Genomic DNA, 15,868 nt, shown 5'->3' with positions numbered 1-15,868 from the left:
TTTTGTGATGATTTCTTGTATTGTCCTACAAAGCTATTACCGGTTTCCTGTTTCTTTATTCTGCAAACCATTTTTTGTATATAGTTTCATAGGTTCCATCTTTTTTCATTTCATCAAGTGTATTATTGACCATTTCCAAAAGCTTTTTATCTTGTTTCCTAAAGCCTACCCCATACTGTTCTTTTCCAAAGTCTTCATCAAGAATTACGTATTTATCTGAACCTTTTTGTTTGATATAGTAGCGTGCAAGGATTTCATCAGCTACTACAGCATCAACTCTTCCTGCCTCTAAGTCCATAAAGGCTTCGTTGTTTGTGTCAAAAAGCACAGGTCCTCCTCCGTCAAAAGACTTCACTAATTCAGCTTCAGTATTCATGGCATCTACAGCGCTGGAACCGGTCTGTGCCGCTACCTTTTTGCCGGCAAGATCGTTCTTGCTTTTAATATCAGAACCTTTAAGCACAACAATTACTTGTCTATTGTCAAGATAGGGCTTTGAAAATGCCACTTTTTCTTTTCGTTCATCTGTAATCGTATATCCATTCCAAATCATATCAATATTTCCTGCATTAAGTTCTGATTCTTTCATGGACCAATCTATGGGTTGGAGCACCAATTCCAAATCATTACGTTTAAATACTTCTTTAGCAAGATCTACATCAAAACCTACGATTTCATTATTTTGATCCCTAAAGCCCATAGGTGCGAATGTATCGTCAAGTCCCATAACAACTTTTCCCACTTGTTTTATCTTGTCAAAAGAATCTTCGCTTGCACCAGCCTGTTGGCTTTCATTTTCTTGAGAAGCTTTATTATCATCTGTATTTGATGCTGCATTATTGTTCGAACACCCTGCAAGAGAAAACATACCCAAAATTAAAACAAGTATTACTACGATTCCGATTTTAAAACCTTTTTTCATTGTATCCTTCCCCTCTTTTTTTAATTTCACACCTAAAAATTCTACTTCATTACGTTAATATGATAAAGTGTAAAAGTGTTTTTGTCAACAATAATTAAAAAGCCGCCTATACTCATGTAGAGTTTAGACGGCTATATAGATTTAAGTATATCATCGGACTGCCATCGCTTATAAAAGCCAAAGGAATTGCCTCATTGACCTTACTTAGCCTTTTGTATCCGGCTCAACTTTTTCACTTTCTTCTTTTTCATCAATTGTTATAAATTCGTATTCTTTATTTCCCATGCCGAGTTTATATGCTGCATCAATATGCAATTGAGCATCTTTGCCCGTTACTGCTTTTAAAATCGGTTCTCCGTATTTTACGTCTTTATCTGCTGCTTTAGATTGAGGTAAAGGTTGGGCTCCGTTTATCATATCAATTGTTGCCTGGTCGATAGCTACGGGATCAAAGGATACCATAACACCCTGGTCTTGGACAATGGGTGTGTCAGCAAGAGGCATACAATCACATTCAGGTTGAACTTCGGTAATAAAATTGATGTACAAAATTCTGCCCTTTTTAAAGGTGGATACCACAGCATGAGCCGATTCCGCAAGCCGTGCCTGAAAATCCTCATTTTTATCCGGTATAAAAAGGGCCTTTTGTTCGCAGACTCTAGTACAGCGACCACATTTTGTGCATTTTTCATCATTAATTACTATTTTATTGTCAATAAGGTCTATTGCGTGATGGGGGCAGACATCCACACAGTGCATACAGCGGATACATTTACTTTCAACCCACTCTATACGCTTATTTTCTGTAATATGTATTCTGCCTCTTTCGGCTTCACTGCAGGGCGCTTTACAACTTATTCCTCCCATGCCAAGGTTTTTGATGGCACCGCCAAACCCGGATTCTACGTGGCCTTTGCAGTGAGATACCACCACCATGGCAGGCGCATAATATATAGCAGAAGCTACCCCTATTTCGTTTAAAAAGGGCCCGCTTTTTACTTTTACCTGATCCCTTCCAAATATACCATCTGCTAAAATTACCGGTGCTCCTACAGAAAGATGATTCAGGCCTTCCATATTTGCTACATCTAAATACTCCAATCCGGGAATTCTTACGGTATCCGTAACAAAAGGTTTGCCGTTTACTTCTTTGATTTTATCTACCACTTTTCTTAAAAAAATAGGCCGCACAATTCTATGGGCGCCTTGCGACCCAAAGTGTGTCTTTACGGCTACATAATCCCCTTCATTTATAAACTCTTTAAAGTCAATCATATTTAAAATCTGCTCGAATTTTGCTACAAAACTATTCTTATAATCATAAGTTTTTACTCTGGCATCGGCAAAATAAATCTTTGTTTTCATTGCAAGCCTCCATTTTAATTAATTTTTTTTATTCCCCGGGTAATAAATTTTATAATAGTACTGCCCTTCAGATAGTATAAAGTGTTATTAGGAAAGTAGAACTTTATTGCTCCATTTCTCCTGTGTAAGCATTTACATAGTAGACTTGTCCATTTCCTAACTCTATCTTCCATACCGGCGGCATTTGCCATCTGTTTGCATCATAGATTTTTGAATAATAGCCTTGTTTTACCTCTACTATTGCAATAGGAAAAGTCATTGTTTCCTCTTCATTGATAACTCTCATAATAGCTATGAGAGGTGAAATTACACCACGCTTTTTGCCTACATATCCTAAAGGCTTGAGCCAGCATTGATAGTATGTTTTAATGCCGGATGGGGTAACAAGCACTGTAATATAACTGTTGTCAATGAAAAAGCCGTCATAGTAGCGCACATATTCGCATAAGTAGCCGCCGCTTTCCTTATCATATGTTACCTTGTCGAGCACCGCTCCTTTTGTAATTTTTGCCTGCTCCTTAATAAAATCTTCAGCTTCCTTTTCTGCCTGTTCTCTTGTAAGATTCGGCCATATAACTTCTTCGTTATTATTAAAATATGTTATAAATCCGTTATCTGCTACTATCAGCTGTTGATTTTCTAAGGTATATTTTCTACTATCCTGAACTTCAATAACTTCCGGGATCTCTTTTTCACCAAAAAAATTTTTCAGCACTTCTTCTTCATCTATTTTTTCAAAACTTACTTCAAGCAAAGATTGGGGCCGACCTTCCTTTAAACTTTCAACACTTAGGTCAACCCCTTTCTCTTTTAGAAATTTCTTTATCTCTTCCTGTTGGCCCGGTGTAAGACTGAATTCATCAGCAGACTTCCCCTGTCTATACAAATTAATTGCTAAAAATATATTGAGCGCTATAAAAGATGCTGTAAGAATACTTATTGCTTTTTTCCAATCCAAAAAAATCACTCCGAAAGGTCTTGTATAATAACCTCCAGGTCTCCCGTTTTAACAATCCACACAGGTTTTAGGATATTACTTTCTGCCATATAACCGGGATAAATGTCGCTTAATGCCCTTATATTTTTCGTAGCAACCGCAGTATTTAATGCTTCTACAGGAGTCATAAGGTCTTTAATGCCTTCTTGTTTTAGCAGCCACGTCACTTCTCTATAATAATACTTTACCCGGTTATCTTCAACAGTTACTTTGATATAGTCTCCCGAGTTTACAACACTAAGTCCGCCCACTCTAAGCCTGAAATTAAAAGTATAAGAGGAATCTTTCTGTGTCTTGCCGGGCATTTCATAAGATGCCAGGTAGCAGCCTTCCGGCCAGCCTCCGTGAGATACTATAAAATCTATTGCTGTCTTGAAAGCTTCATACAAGCTTGAGCCTTTCTTCTGCTCCGCAGACGCAGGAAAATTGTATTCGATACGGCCATCGCTATAAATTCTAAGTCCCTGCTGACCATCGGTGTATATTATGGTGCCGTCCCTTTCCTCAATCCTTCTGATTATGGAAAAATCTGCAAAAAATGTAGATGCAATATCTTTTTCAGCAACAGGTTCCCTTTTAAAGGAATACACAGGAAGCTCATACGGCAAAAGCGAAACATACACCTCTCCGTCAACTTTTAAGTTTACGCCTGCAGTAAGTTTTGCATACATGGGAGGATCAGAGTCGTTTATTTCTTTAATAAGAGCGTCTATTTCGGCAGTATCAGGAACTTGTCCAATCTTATAATAATTTCCACTGCTGTCTATCAAATAGCACATAAGCTCTTTATCCTTTATAACCAAAAATGAACGAATGAGTTTTTCTTCCGAACCTGATGCCTCGCCTGCACTAATATCAAAAAGCTGCCTTATAAATGACATCGGCAGCGGCGCAGGAAATACGACTTCCATACCATTTTTGTGGATAAAGTAATCTTGTTTTGCCAAATCCACTTCTTCCGGAGCTGCAGTTAAAGATAAAGCAATTAGTTTTTTTGAAACATCCCAGGTTTTATCATAGAAATATGAAGATGGTTTTAGAACTGTAGTAAAAGAATCGCCCAAATATACCAAGATTTTTTCAGGCTTGATAGGAGTTAAAAGATCTGTTACTTCCTGAGTATTTTGAATGGTTTTTGCAGACGGCAAATGGCCGGGAACTTTCGACCAAATGTTAAAAGAAAGAAAAAGGCTGATGGCCACAAGCAGGATAAAACTCCAGCCCAGGATAGAATCCCTCGACAATGGCAACACCGCCTTTTTATTTTAAAATGAGAAATGATTTGAGAGTCTGTATAAGGGAGCCAAGTTCCGGCAACTCTTGCCCTTTTTCAAGTTGATACACCTTGCGTGAAACCGTTTCTGTGTCTCCTGAAGGAAATGAGGCTTTAACGGTAATAATATTCTCTTTAGATGAAATTGATACTTGGGTTACAAAAATGCCTGCTGCGCCAACCGAAAGTTCTTTCGGGTCTTGCTTGCCGTTTATGAGGACCACTACTTTTGAATTTGGCACGGTTTCTCCGCTAACCAAAACTTTGCCCGCAGATGTCATATAATTGTCTTTAGGCTCGCTTAAATTAATAAAATTTTTCGCCTCATCTGCTTTAGCTGCGGGAGAAAATAGCATCAAAACAGCAATAAACACCATCATGACTGTTGCAATTTTTTTCCTCATAAATAATCTCCCTTTCCAAAATAAAAAACAAACGCCGGGCTTGAATCCCTTTTCTATCTCTACTATGTTTAGTTTAAATTAGCAACATTACAGAATTGTTACAGGCCTATTAAATATAAATTACATTTGTTTGTATGATCATATAGAAGGATTTTCTAGAGATTTTTACTTAGAAATTCAGAATTTTTCATGAGCTTTCCTATTTTATCGTCTGAGTAGCAGCTACTGCAGGAATTTCAAGGGTAACAGTTGTGCCTACTCCTACTTCGCTGTCTATAAGTATTTTGCCTCCATGAGCTTCTATGATTTCTTTTGCTATGGAAAGACCCAAGCCTGTGCCCCCCATCTCCCTGGATCTGGTTTTGTCAACCCTGTAAAAACGCTCAAAAATCCGTGGAAGATCTTCTTTTGGTATTCCGATTCCTGTATCCCTGAATTTTATTCTCACGATATTGTCTGCTGCCTCTACATCTAGATAGATTTTTCCTCCTTCAGGAGTATATTTATAAGCATTGCTGAGGATATTTTGAAAGACTTGCTCTATTCTATCCCGGTCTGCAAATATTTCCGGCACCTTATCCGGCGTATTTACGATGAGGATTTGGTTTTTTCTTTTAATATTCATATCCATCTTGTTGACCACGTTAATTAAGACATCTTTAGCATCTATAAGCTTCATATCCCACTTAACCTGCTTGTTGTCAAGGCGGGACAGTTCTAAAAGATTGTTTACAAGGCGAGTCATCCTGTCTGTTTCATCATTTATAACATTCATAAACTGCTGCGCTATCTCTTTTTCATCCATCGCACCGCTTATCAATGTTTCCACATAGCTTTTTATTGTAGTAAGCGGTGTGCGCAGCTCGTGAGATACGTTTGCCACAAACTCTTTGCGCATGTTTTCCAAGCGCTGCTGTTTCGTTATATCTTGAAATACAAAAATGTGTCCAACTATGCGATTTTCTCGTCTCAATGGCGCATAAATAGACTTTAATATTGCATCATTTGTGCTTATAAGGGTTTCACTGTTACTAAGCTTGTTTTTCAACAGGCTTTCCATGTCAATATTAAGGATCCTTCCTAATTGTTGAGCTGAAATGTTTTGGCCGTTAAAAGTTTCATCAAGAGAAAGCATTTGCCGGGCGGCAGGATTTATGTGTATTACCTCGCCCTCGTTATTTAGCGCTATGACGCCATCTGCCATGTTCAGCAAAATTGCTTCCATTTTTTCTTTTTCGTCCGATATTTCTTCCATGGTCTCTTTTAGGCGCATTGTAAGGAAGTTGAACATATCGGTAAGTTTTCCTATTTCATCATTAGATTTTACTTCTATATGCTGGTCAAAATCTCCGCTTGCAAGAGATGCAGCTCGTTTTGTAACCTCTTGTATGGGACCTGTTATCGTTTTTGAGAGGGCAAAACCAACTATTCCCGTGGCTGCTAGGCTTATCAAGGTAGCAGTAAGCAAAATAGTCTTTGTATTTGCAATGGTGTCGTATATGCTTTTCATAGAAGCGATTAGATATATAATGCCTACAACACTACCACCGCTTTTTACCGGATAAGCATAGTACATATAAGCAATCTTGCTCTTAGGATCAACGCGTATGTCTTTTGATGCTGTCCCAAAAGTAGCTTGAGTTATTTCAGGGGCAAAAAGTTTTGTATTAGGTTGAAATCTTGTATCATCTGTAGATGTAATAATATTTGCTGAAGGGTCTAAAACTGCGATTACCATCTCTTGGCCGAATCCTTTTATAACATCGTTTATATCTTCCGGATGGGCAACAGGTGTTAAATGTCGCTCTATATAGCCGCAAATTAGCTGGGCTTTATTGTCCAATGTGCTGGTTAAAGTATCGATATGATAATCTTCCATGGATTGAATCATGAAAACTCCTACAATCTCCATAGCCAGCAATATAAGCATTATATATATAATAACCAGCTTCCACTGGATGCTTTTAAACATTCAAAACCACCTTACTGCTTCTTAAAATAATAGCCTATACCCCTTTTTGTAATAATATATTCGGGATTTGCAGGGTCATCTTCCACCTTTTCCCTAAGGCGCCTTACTGTAACATCAACAGTGCGTATATCACCATAATACTCATAACCCCACACTTCTTCAAGAAGTTTTTCGCGGGTAAAAACCTGACCCGGCTGAGCAGCAAGGTAGCGAAGCAGTTCAAACTCCCTAAATGTAAGATCGAGGGGTTTTCCGTTTTTCCTTACAACATAGCTTTTTAAATCAAGCTCTAAGTCTCCCTGCTTTATAACTTCAGCATCTTCATCAGGCTCTGAAAAGGCCATACGTCTTAAATTCGCCTTCACCCGCGCCATAAGTTCCCGCATGCTGAAAGGCTTTGTAATATAATCATCTGCTCCAAGTTCAAGGCCCAAGACCTTGTCTACTTCTTCCCCTCGCGCCGTAAGCATAAGAATAGGACTTGTAAGCTTTTCCCGAAGTTTTTTACACACTGAAAAACCATCCTGCTTGGGCAGCATAATATCCAGCAATATTAAATCAGGATCTTCTTTTAAAGCGATTTCAATCGCTTCATCCCCGTCATAAGCCGTCAAAACATTGTAACCTTCTTTAGAAAGGTTATACTTTAGAATATCTACAATCGGCTTTTCATCATCCACTACTAAAATCTTTTCATTCAAGAACAAACACCCCCGTTATTAGTTATATTCGTCAAAAATTATGTTTTTCCTTCTATTTTTGAGCTTTCTTCATTTTTCCGGGTCCTTTATCTAAAAAATATTTAGCAGAAAAAAGGCGAAAGAAAATTTCGTACAAGAAAAAGCGGCACTTCTGCCGCATTTAAAAAGGGGGGATCGTTTGTTGTTGCTGACTGCTTGATTTTTATTATAAGTGATTATTATTAAACAAGTATTGCATTTATGTTACAAATATATTACAGTTGAAGAATTTGTAAAGAAAAAAAGGCTGCCGATGTAGCGTCAAAACCTTATGGCAGCCTTTTAAATTATGACTTTTTTAGAAGTAATCGCACTTTATTTTTTAAAATTTTTGCTCTATTATAGCTCGGATAATCTCTTATTTTTTCCGTAAGTATCTTCCCAATCTCTTCTAAAGCCAGCTAATGTTATAGGGGTTAGTGGATGAGTAGCACATGCTTCAAGCAGTTCATAGCTTACAGCTACGCATTGGGCACCTGCTAAAGCAGCCCTTTCAACAGTATTAGGATCTTTTATTGATGCAGCGCTTATCATAACATTACAATTTAACAATTTATAGGCTTTAGTAATATCCTCCAATAATTTAATGCCATCTCCTCCATTTTTATTAATCCTACTTATATAAACTGCAATTATATCTGCTCCAGCAGCTGCAGCAAGCAGAGCCTGATTAAGTGTCATCACAGCTGTACATGCTACTTTATACCCTTCTTCTTTTAATAATTGTATGGCTTTAAATCCGTTTTCGCACGCAGGAATTTTGATGAGCAAATTTCCGCTAACGTTTTTTCTTATAATTTTAGCATCTTCAACCATCTCACCAACAGACTCTCCAACAACCTGCACATATAATTCTGCATCTTCTCCAATTGTTTTTCGTATCTCTTGCAAAGATTCAAAAAAAGATTTCCTTGATCCTTTTAAATCTCTTGCCGCAATTGACGGATTCATGCTAAATGCTTTTATTGGAAATTTCTCCAAACCTTTTTTAATTGTATTAATATCTGCCGAATCTAGACTATAAATCACTTCAGTCATCTCCTAAAAATTATAATAATTTCTACAAATCTCTAACTTGCCCTATAGTTACTCTGAAAGTTTCTAAAATAGTTTCTAAAAAACCAATATTTATTTTAAGATAAATGTTATATTAGCCTATAATGCCCAACATACTCAATACAATTCCAGCAACAATTATGCCAATTAATACATTGATAACTTTTGCTTTCTTTTTTATAAATTGATAAATAATTCCTGTAGTCACTAAAGGTAATAGCTTAGGAAAGATTGAATCAAGTGTTTCTTGAAGGGCTATTTTATTTTCTCCTATACCGAAAGCAATTGGCGTTGTAACATTAACCAAACTTGCAACCATTGCGCCAATAACCATTAACCCAACTACCGAGGTTGCAAATGTAACTTTTTCCATAATATCACTTTCTGATATCCTTGTCATAAAGGTGGTGCCAAGTTTATATCCTTGCGTTACCCCTATATAGCGCAGTGAAATTGTAGGTATATTGTAAATAAGCAAAAATAATATCGGACCAAGAATATTACCCACAGTGCAAAATCCAGCAGCAATTCCTGTAGCAATTATCCTTAATGTGCCAGCTAATAAGGAATCTCCAATTGCTGCAAGTGGTCCCATTAATGCAACTTTCATAGCGCTAATAGATGAAGCATCAAAATTTGGATTATTAGCATTTTCTTCTTCCATTGCTGTTACAATAGCTGCTATGAAAGGATGCATTGTTGCTTGAGAATTATAAAATTCAAGATGTCTTTTATAAGCTTCTATTCTATCTTCTTTGTTTTTATAGAGTTTTCTAATAACAGGAATCATTGAGTAACAAAATGCCATATGTTGTTGTCTTTCATAATTCCACGAATGGGACGTTGTAAATGACCTCCAAAACACGCTTCTTAATTCTTTTTTAGTAACTTTGTTTAATTCGTTCAAAGAATTAGCATCAGAAGTCATCATTTTTAATTTCACCTTCTAAATTATTATTTTGTGGAATAAAATCGCCAAAACTAAACATTATTCCAAGTAAAGCTATTGCAAATGCTACAACACCAATTATGGGAATGTTTAGATATGCTACTAATAAAAAACCTGCAAAAAAATATACTATAACTCTTTTTGTAGCTATCATTTGAATCAATAATGCAAAACCTAGCGCCGGAAGAATGCCAGCAGCAACTTGAATACCAGTTATAATAGATTTCGGAATCGCATTAAGGATTGATTGGACAACTGCATTTCCCGCATAAAAAGCAAAGCCCGCTAAAATTGCAAATACTAAATCGAATAAAAAACCACTAAAAATGTGCACTTGCTCTATTTTTTTATAATTATCTTCTGATGCTCCTTTATCTGCCTGCCGTGCCATAATAGGTATAATAACCCCATAAAAGAAATTTACAATAAAAGCAGAGAGAACTGCGGCAGGAAATGCTATAGCAATAGCTGTTTCTGTTCCTGTTCCACTACTTATTGCAAAAGCAGTCCCTAAAACTCCACCAACAACCATATCAGGTGGTATAGACGCTCCTATAGCTTGCATTCCCATAAAAATTAATTCTAAAGTCAATCCAATGCTTACACCTTTTTGGACATTGCCAAGCGCTAACCCAACTAAGGGTCCTAGAACTATTGGGCGCTCTATCATAGCCGTCCCTAACCAGTAATCCGCTTTCCCCAAAAAAGTTATTGCGGCTATAAAAATAGATTGCATCAATAACATTTAACCTTACCTCCTTGTCTGGCTAAAATTGCTTTTCGGAAAGACTAACTTTATATTCTTTCTTTAATTATTAATTTATTCTACGGTGGCCACCTTTAGAATACACAAATAAAAATGATTACAATTCTTCTTATTTTGTCAAAAAAATATTAAAAGTTTTAATTTAAGACATTTAAAAATATTTTTATACGCCTTTCACTTTAATATAATTCCTTTATTTCAGCTTTGGACTTTTAAGATCATAGCATTTCTAGAGTCAATATCCTTTTAGAATCAGTAGGAACTTGCCTTATTTCAACTTCAATACCTTTTTCTAGAATTTTTCTTAATAATTTTTTGTCCTCTTCTGTAAGATAAAGTGCTTTACTTAATTGCTCACTTCCTTCAATTTTTTTAGTGCCCCCTAAATTTAGCGACTTTATTTCCTCAGTTTTTTCTAATAATCTATAAGCATCCTTTATACTTTCTACAATAATTATCAAGTTATATTTGTTTGTAACTCCGCTATTTATAGTTTCTGCAGCATCTTCGACATTTTTAATAACTAGTTTTATTCCTGCTGGCTTTGCTAGCTTAATTGTTGTTTTCCTAATTTCGTTGGTAGTGGCATCATCAGAAGCTATCAAAATCGCGTTTGCATTTATTGCATTGCACCACGAAAAAGCAACTTGGCCATGTAAAAGTCTATGATCTACTCTAAAAAGTTTTATCATGTTGTTTATTGCCCTCCATTTTCTCGCATTTTTTATGTTCGCTTAAAGCGCTCAAGCTTTTTTTGAAAATTTCAATAGTCTTTAAATCTTCTACTGAAGGGTTTCTAAAGCAAACAGGATTAACAAATTCAAGCGAAAACCCTCCATTATATCCATTTTTATAAAAATGCTTTAAATCATTTGTCATATTTCGATTACCTCTACCCCACGATAAATGGCCAGTTGGATTACCATCTACAAAATGGCAGTGCTCAATATCTTCTCCAAAGGCTTCAAACCAATCTTTTATGCTTTCATTTGCTGCAGATATAGCTCCAAGATCAATTGTGAGCTTTAAATTTTTTCTATTTATTGATTCTTTTAGAGTTTTTATTTTTTCAATATTTGGAGCAATATCAGATGATTGTTTCCATATACTCTCTAGTACTAAGGTGACTCTCCTTGATTCTGCATAATCGCATATGTTCTTTAACATTGTAGCAGACCTCTTTCTCGCTATTGTTAGTTCTTCATCATAATAATTCCAACCTGGAGTAACTAAAACCTTGCTACATCCTATATAGTTCGCTAAATCGATAATTCTTTTAAAATAATTATAAGTGCGTGAAATTAAAAATTTATCACGAGCTGCGATATTATTAGGCTTTGGATTATTTTGCTCTGGGCACAAACATTTGATTTTAATATCATAGGTTTTTGAAAGTTCTAGAAGTTTTTTTGGATTTTCTGACTCATTATAATTTATAAAAAAGTGTTGAGGACAAAGCCAAATTTCGGCATTTTTAAAGCCATTTTGTTTTGCTACTTTAAAAAAATATTCTAGTGGATAATATCTGTAATGGGTATTCATTGCATATAAATTATTTTCTAGCGAAAACATTTTATCTTTCTTCTCCCTCTGTAGTCACATTTATTTTAACAGACTTAGAAATCTTCATCACAGGGCACCTCATCTAAAATTTGATTGCAATATTTAATACTTTTGATAGATCGTGCAACTATTTCTGTTATATTTTTATCTAATTCTTTATCTTCTATGCTATTTTTATCTTTAAGTGAGACAACCAGATCAATCACAAGTGGAAGATTTAGACCGCTTATTAAATAGAATTTTTTTTCATTTAAGCGACTTAAAAATTCATTATTAATACTTCCCCCAAAAATATCTGTTATAACGATAAGTTTGTCATCTCTTCCTATACTTTCAAATATTTTATCTATTGTTTTAGCTAATTCAAAATTTTCGTCCTTATATGCGCAAACTGTATAAACGTTATTTTGTTTTCCAATAATTAATTCAAGGGAATTAAGCATTCCTTCTGCTAGCATACCATGTGATGCGAAAACAAATTTAATCATTTCAATATCCTCCTGATTAATTGACTAATTACATAGATGATAAATTAAAGAGCTTTAGTATTCTTTTTATATTTAAGATATAATGCAAAAAGCGTACCAATTACCGGTACGCCTTTTATTTTAAACCTCGGCCGTTAAGAAATCGCATATATAGCCGATTTCCGCAGTATTTATTTTGACACTATATGTCTGTTCTATGACACTAAAAGATTCTTTGATGATTTTTATCATTTCTTTTTGACACTGTTCAAAGTTATTTATATTTTTATATGTTTCAATGGGCTGTCTGCGAATGAGTCTTTCCACAAGACAGCTTACATGAACATAAAGTCCAATCTTTCTTTCATTTGAAATTCGCCGCTTTAAGCGAACTTCTAGTTGATTTACAAATTCCTCAACTTCCGACAAAATTTTGTTGCAGTCGAGTATTGTAAGCGAATCTATGACGCGTTCCAGAGAACAATTTCTGACAATATTTTTATTGATCTCAGAAAGGCGTTCTTCTTCGCCTACCGCCGGTTTTAAGACTTTTCGAATTTTTTCTTCACTGTCTCCTGCGATAAGCTCTTCAAGGGAAATATATGGTATTTCTTTGATGCCCGGATCCGCTGTCCCTATAATCGCAAGTACATTATACACTTTAAATATTGCTTCATTCATACCGGATTCCCTTAGTGCATTATAATCGTGGGCCAAGATTTTGATGCCCAGCTCTTGCGGTATACTGTCTTCTAATAGTTTTTGAATCTGCAGCGCGGTGCCTATCCCTGTTTGGCATGAAGTGATAATAACATCTTCCTTTTTTCTTTTAGGATAAATTATCTTATATTCAATTTGGTTTTCTGTTTTGAGCCTTTCTACAATTTCTTCCAAGAATAGTTCCTTGTCCAACATGCTGCCCAGATAAAGCGCCATCTGAGTTGACACGTTGTTTATAATCGCTATAGGGCCTTTTACTTGGTCTTTAAACTCCTGATATATATCCTTTAGTGAGCCCATATCAACAAGTATTATAAGTCCTTTTGATACATCAGTGTCTTTAATGTAATCCAATACTTTTGCAGCAATTTCTTCAACTGAAATGTCAATTGGCATATCAAAAGGTTCGAAGATATTTTTTCCAAGTAACCTGTTTACAACATTTGCGATACTACTGGCAGTAGCATATCCATGAGCTAGAATTACGGCTTTAACTTTTTGAGGAGTCTCCGCGACTTTCAGGTTTCTTAAATATATCCAAAGAAAGACCTTATCAAGTTTGTCAAGTTTAACATCCACTTTATTTTCCAAGATAGTTTCCAGGTATTTCACCAACGTCTGCTCAAATTTATATAATGGCTTGATGCTTTCTATTAACTGATTTATTAACTGTTCCTGCCTTTTTGACCAGTGAATAGAATTATTGCCTTTATAGTATAAAAAGTGAGCTATCGCATATATACTGTTGCCGTTAAATTTTATTCCATAGTTTTTCTTAAGGTATTCAAGGGCTTCTTGAACGTTTGCTATCATGAGTTTTAGCATTGTGCCCTGTTCCTGCTGAGTATTGTTGAATATCAGGTTGTCAAGAAGGGCGTTTACCTCGTTAATGAGATTTTCTTGAAAATACTCCGGGGAAAATCCTTTTTCCTTAGAATTAGCAAAAAGCGAAAGAATTTTTTCGTAGGTGTCTTTAATACATTTTAGGTGGGAAGTATTGAGCTCATATAATTTTTCAAGCGTTGAGTTTTCATCAATAATGATTTCCTTTGAATTTTTTAATTTTGTATCACTGTAGTTTAGGCTATCCTCTATTATGTTTGCCGGCAAATCCTGTATGGTAATTCTAACTTCTCCCAAGTTTTGAGATTTAACAAGGGATGCCGCCACAATATATTTTATTGTATTTTTAAGTTCGCCCATATTCCCAGTATAACGATGGCGCGTCAGTGCTTCCATTGCCCGATTTGTTATTCGTATCGGCAAATGAACCTTTTTTGCTTCATTTATTAAAAACATATACACAAACTGCTCTTTTTCAGCCTCTCCCCGCTCATCCAGACTCGGGATTGTTATACGTATAGGAATGCGGCGGAGGAAAGTCTTTAAAAAGTTTTTTTCCAGTTCTTCGGTGGTGGCAAATATCAATCTAACATTTACCCGATGGCATGAGTCGCTTTCTCCCATTCTTCGGTAAACTCCCTGATCCATAAGCGTAAAGAGCTTCTCCTGCCCTTCTGCATTTAGTCGATGAACCTCGTCTAAAAATAGTATGCCGCCGTCGGCTGCCGCCAGCATACCGTCTTTTGTTGTGTTTGCCCCTGTAAATGCTCCTTTTGCATAGCCAAACAAATTACTCGACAAAAGCTCGGGATTGTTTGCATATTGAGCGCAGTTAAAGCTTACAAAGGGTGCATTTTTTGGCAGTATATTTTTTTCCAAACAATATTTATAGATAAGTTCTGCCGTAAAACTTTTTCCGACGCCTGTAGGTCCGCATAAAATTATAGGCAGACCGCCCGGATAAAGCACCGATGCCTTGATTTGAGTAATGGCTTTTTTAAGGCTGCCGTCTGCACCAATTAGCTCATCAAAAACGTCAGTTTCCTGCTCTTTGACAGGTTTAAGATCTTCCAGTTCTTGAAAGCTTTCAAGAATGTTAGTGGGCAGCGGGTAAAACTTTGATTCAAACACCGCCCGATTCAAGAAATAAACAGGCCTGGTATTTATCTTTAAGGCCTTTCCCTCTTTTACCAACTGATTTAGATAGTGGCTTATTGTATTCCTCTTTACTTTAAAAACGTCTGCTATATAATTTGCAGTTAAGCCGGCTGAGGGCCTTTTGATATTAAATTTTTCAGTCTCATTTCTTAAATATTCCAGTAATTCTTCTTTTAAACCCATAAATAATACACCTTCTAAAAGTCTTTAAACTAACAATTGCCCATAAAAAATAGGAATCTTGCAGGAGGTTTGCTAAAGTCTCATCATAAGCCTTGTAAAAATATATAATTGCAAAAATCGTGCCAAGTACAGCCGCTTAGTATGATGCTATGCACCAGCTCAAAATCAGCAGCATTAGTGTCAATTGTTAGCTGACTGCTCAAGATGGCAATATACGCTGCTGCTTATAATGATATTGTATGCTTTGGCTCAAGGTAATATTACATAATTTGTCATCATTATGCACTCAACAAAACAGTCTGTCGTTCCAAATAAAGTATAGTAAATAAGGAATCTTAAATTCGGCCTTATAACAGAAATAGGGCTGCATGATGGCAGCAGCCCTTTCTTTTAGATTTTGTCGATTGCTTAATTCTTTATTGTATTTCAAATTTATTCTATTGCTTGTTATCTTTTTGTGTTATTGTATTTTGATATATTTCTTGTTGTT

The 15,868-nt window shown here is 35.8% G+C and carries 14 protein-coding genes; all 14 read right to left on the bottom strand.

Features of this window, described 5'->3' with window-relative positions:
* Window positions 1-55 precede the first annotated feature (55 nt).
* The 14 genes from TSYNT_RS04575 to TSYNT_RS04510 all read right to left on the bottom strand — a co-directional run bounded on the left by TSYNT_RS04575 (window position 56) and on the right by TSYNT_RS04510 (window position 15,378).
* Entirely contained in the window at window positions 56-922 is an 867-nt protein-coding gene (locus TSYNT_RS04575; RefSeq protein WP_059032173.1) for an amino acid ABC transporter substrate-binding protein, read from the bottom strand.
* 204 nt (window positions 923-1,126) lie between these two features.
* Window positions 1,127-2,287, bottom strand: coding sequence for a DUF362 domain-containing protein (locus TSYNT_RS04570; protein WP_059032171.1), 1,161 nt, complete (start codon window positions 2,285-2,287; stop codon window positions 1,127-1,129).
* Window positions 2,288-2,390: 103 nt separating this feature from the next.
* Window positions 2,391-3,245: a two-component system regulatory protein YycI gene (gene yycI, locus TSYNT_RS04565; protein ID WP_162780987.1), complete on the bottom strand. Its 855-nt coding sequence runs from the start codon at window positions 3,243-3,245 to the stop codon at window positions 2,391-2,393.
* Window positions 3,246-3,250: 5 nt separating this feature from the next.
* Complete coding sequence (yycH, locus tag TSYNT_RS04560; RefSeq protein ID WP_059032167.1) at window positions 3,251-4,528, bottom strand: two-component system activity regulator YycH; 1,278 nt, start codon at window positions 4,526-4,528, stop codon at window positions 3,251-3,253.
* A gap of 16 nt (window positions 4,529-4,544) precedes the next feature.
* Window positions 4,545-4,961: a hypothetical protein gene (locus tag TSYNT_RS04555; RefSeq protein WP_059032165.1), complete on the bottom strand. Its 417-nt coding sequence runs from the start codon at window positions 4,959-4,961 to the stop codon at window positions 4,545-4,547.
* A 199-nt stretch (window positions 4,962-5,160) separates the two neighbouring features.
* Window positions 5,161-6,933 (bottom strand): ATP-binding protein, encoded by a 1,773-nt coding sequence (locus TSYNT_RS04550; protein WP_059032163.1) that lies wholly within the window; start codon window positions 6,931-6,933, stop codon window positions 5,161-5,163.
* Between the two features lie 11 nt (window positions 6,934-6,944).
* The gene (yycF, locus tag TSYNT_RS04545) at window positions 6,945-7,634 is read right to left on the bottom strand and encodes a response regulator YycF (RefSeq protein ID WP_059032158.1); all 690 of its coding nucleotides are present in this window, start codon (window positions 7,632-7,634) and stop codon (window positions 6,945-6,947) included.
* Between the two features lie 378 nt (window positions 7,635-8,012).
* Window positions 8,013-8,702 (bottom strand): transaldolase family protein, encoded by a 690-nt coding sequence (locus TSYNT_RS04540; protein WP_059032148.1) that lies wholly within the window; start codon window positions 8,700-8,702, stop codon window positions 8,013-8,015.
* 121 nt (window positions 8,703-8,823) lie between these two features.
* Entirely contained in the window at window positions 8,824-9,660 is an 837-nt protein-coding gene (locus tag TSYNT_RS04535) for a PTS system mannose/fructose/sorbose family transporter subunit IID (RefSeq protein ID WP_059032146.1), read from the bottom strand.
* Window positions 9,647-10,423, bottom strand: a complete 777-nt coding sequence (locus TSYNT_RS04530; RefSeq protein WP_202859722.1) for a PTS mannose/fructose/sorbose/N-acetylgalactosamine transporter subunit IIC — start codon at window positions 10,421-10,423, stop codon at window positions 9,647-9,649. The genes TSYNT_RS04535 and TSYNT_RS04530 overlap by 14 nt, the downstream gene beginning before the upstream one ends.
* Window positions 10,424-10,662: 239 nt before the next feature.
* Entirely contained in the window at window positions 10,663-11,136 is a 474-nt protein-coding gene (locus tag TSYNT_RS04525) for a PTS sugar transporter subunit IIB (RefSeq protein WP_059032144.1), read from the bottom strand.
* The gene (locus TSYNT_RS04520; protein WP_059032142.1) at window positions 11,120-12,016 is read right to left on the bottom strand and encodes a sugar phosphate isomerase/epimerase family protein; all 897 of its coding nucleotides are present in this window, start codon (window positions 12,014-12,016) and stop codon (window positions 11,120-11,122) included. Before TSYNT_RS04520 ends, TSYNT_RS04525 begins: the two co-directional genes overlap by 17 nt.
* A 44-nt stretch (window positions 12,017-12,060) precedes the next feature.
* Window positions 12,061-12,495 (bottom strand): PTS sugar transporter subunit IIA, encoded by a 435-nt coding sequence (locus TSYNT_RS04515; protein WP_059032140.1) that lies wholly within the window; start codon window positions 12,493-12,495, stop codon window positions 12,061-12,063.
* Between the two features lie 120 nt (window positions 12,496-12,615).
* Window positions 12,616-15,378 carry a sigma-54-dependent transcriptional regulator gene (locus tag TSYNT_RS04510; protein WP_059032138.1) on the bottom strand — a complete coding sequence of 921 codons (2,763 nt, stop codon included), beginning with the start codon at window positions 15,376-15,378 and terminating at the stop codon, window positions 12,616-12,618.
* Window positions 15,379-15,868: the final 490 nt, after the last annotated feature.

It is taken from the genome of Tepidanaerobacter syntrophicus, from assembly GCF_001485475.2.
Classification (GTDB): Bacteria; Bacillota; Thermosediminibacteria; order Thermosediminibacterales; family Tepidanaerobacteraceae; genus Tepidanaerobacter; species Tepidanaerobacter syntrophicus.
The sequence above is the reverse complement of the archived record's forward strand: the minus strand, read 5'-3'. Positions and strand labels throughout refer to the sequence as shown.

What these genes read in the sequence shown, in the direction of transcription:
- TSYNT_RS04520 (WP_059032142.1), bottom strand. Translation starts at nt 12,016, where the DNA reads ATGTTTTCGCTAGAAAATAATTTATATGCAATGAATACCCATTACAGA.
- TSYNT_RS04570 (WP_059032171.1), bottom strand. Translation starts at nt 2,287, where the DNA reads ATGAAAACAAAGATTTATTTTGCCGATGCCAGAGTAAAAACTTATGAT.
- TSYNT_RS04535 (WP_059032146.1), bottom strand. Translation starts at nt 9,660, where the DNA reads ATGATGACTTCTGATGCTAATTCTTTGAACGAATTAAACAAAGTTACT.
- TSYNT_RS04510 (WP_059032138.1), bottom strand. Translation starts at nt 15,378, where the DNA reads ATGGGTTTAAAAGAAGAATTACTGGAATATTTAAGAAATGAGACTGAA.
- TSYNT_RS04550 (WP_059032163.1), bottom strand. Translation starts at nt 6,933, where the DNA reads ATGTTTAAAAGCATCCAGTGGAAGCTGGTTATTATATATATAATGCTT.
- TSYNT_RS04555 (WP_059032165.1), bottom strand. Translation starts at nt 4,961, where the DNA reads ATGAGGAAAAAAATTGCAACAGTCATGATGGTGTTTATTGCTGTTTTG.
- TSYNT_RS04525 (WP_059032144.1), bottom strand. Translation starts at nt 11,136, where the DNA reads ATGATAAAACTTTTTAGAGTAGATCATAGACTTTTACATGGCCAAGTT.
- TSYNT_RS04515 (WP_059032140.1), bottom strand. Translation starts at nt 12,495, where the DNA reads ATGATTAAATTTGTTTTCGCATCACATGGTATGCTAGCAGAAGGAATG.
- TSYNT_RS04575 (WP_059032173.1), bottom strand. Translation starts at nt 922, where the DNA reads ATGAAAAAAGGTTTTAAAATCGGAATCGTAGTAATACTTGTTTTAATT.
- TSYNT_RS04530 (WP_202859722.1), bottom strand. Translation starts at nt 10,423, where the DNA reads ATGTTATTGATGCAATCTATTTTTATAGCCGCAATAACTTTTTTGGGG.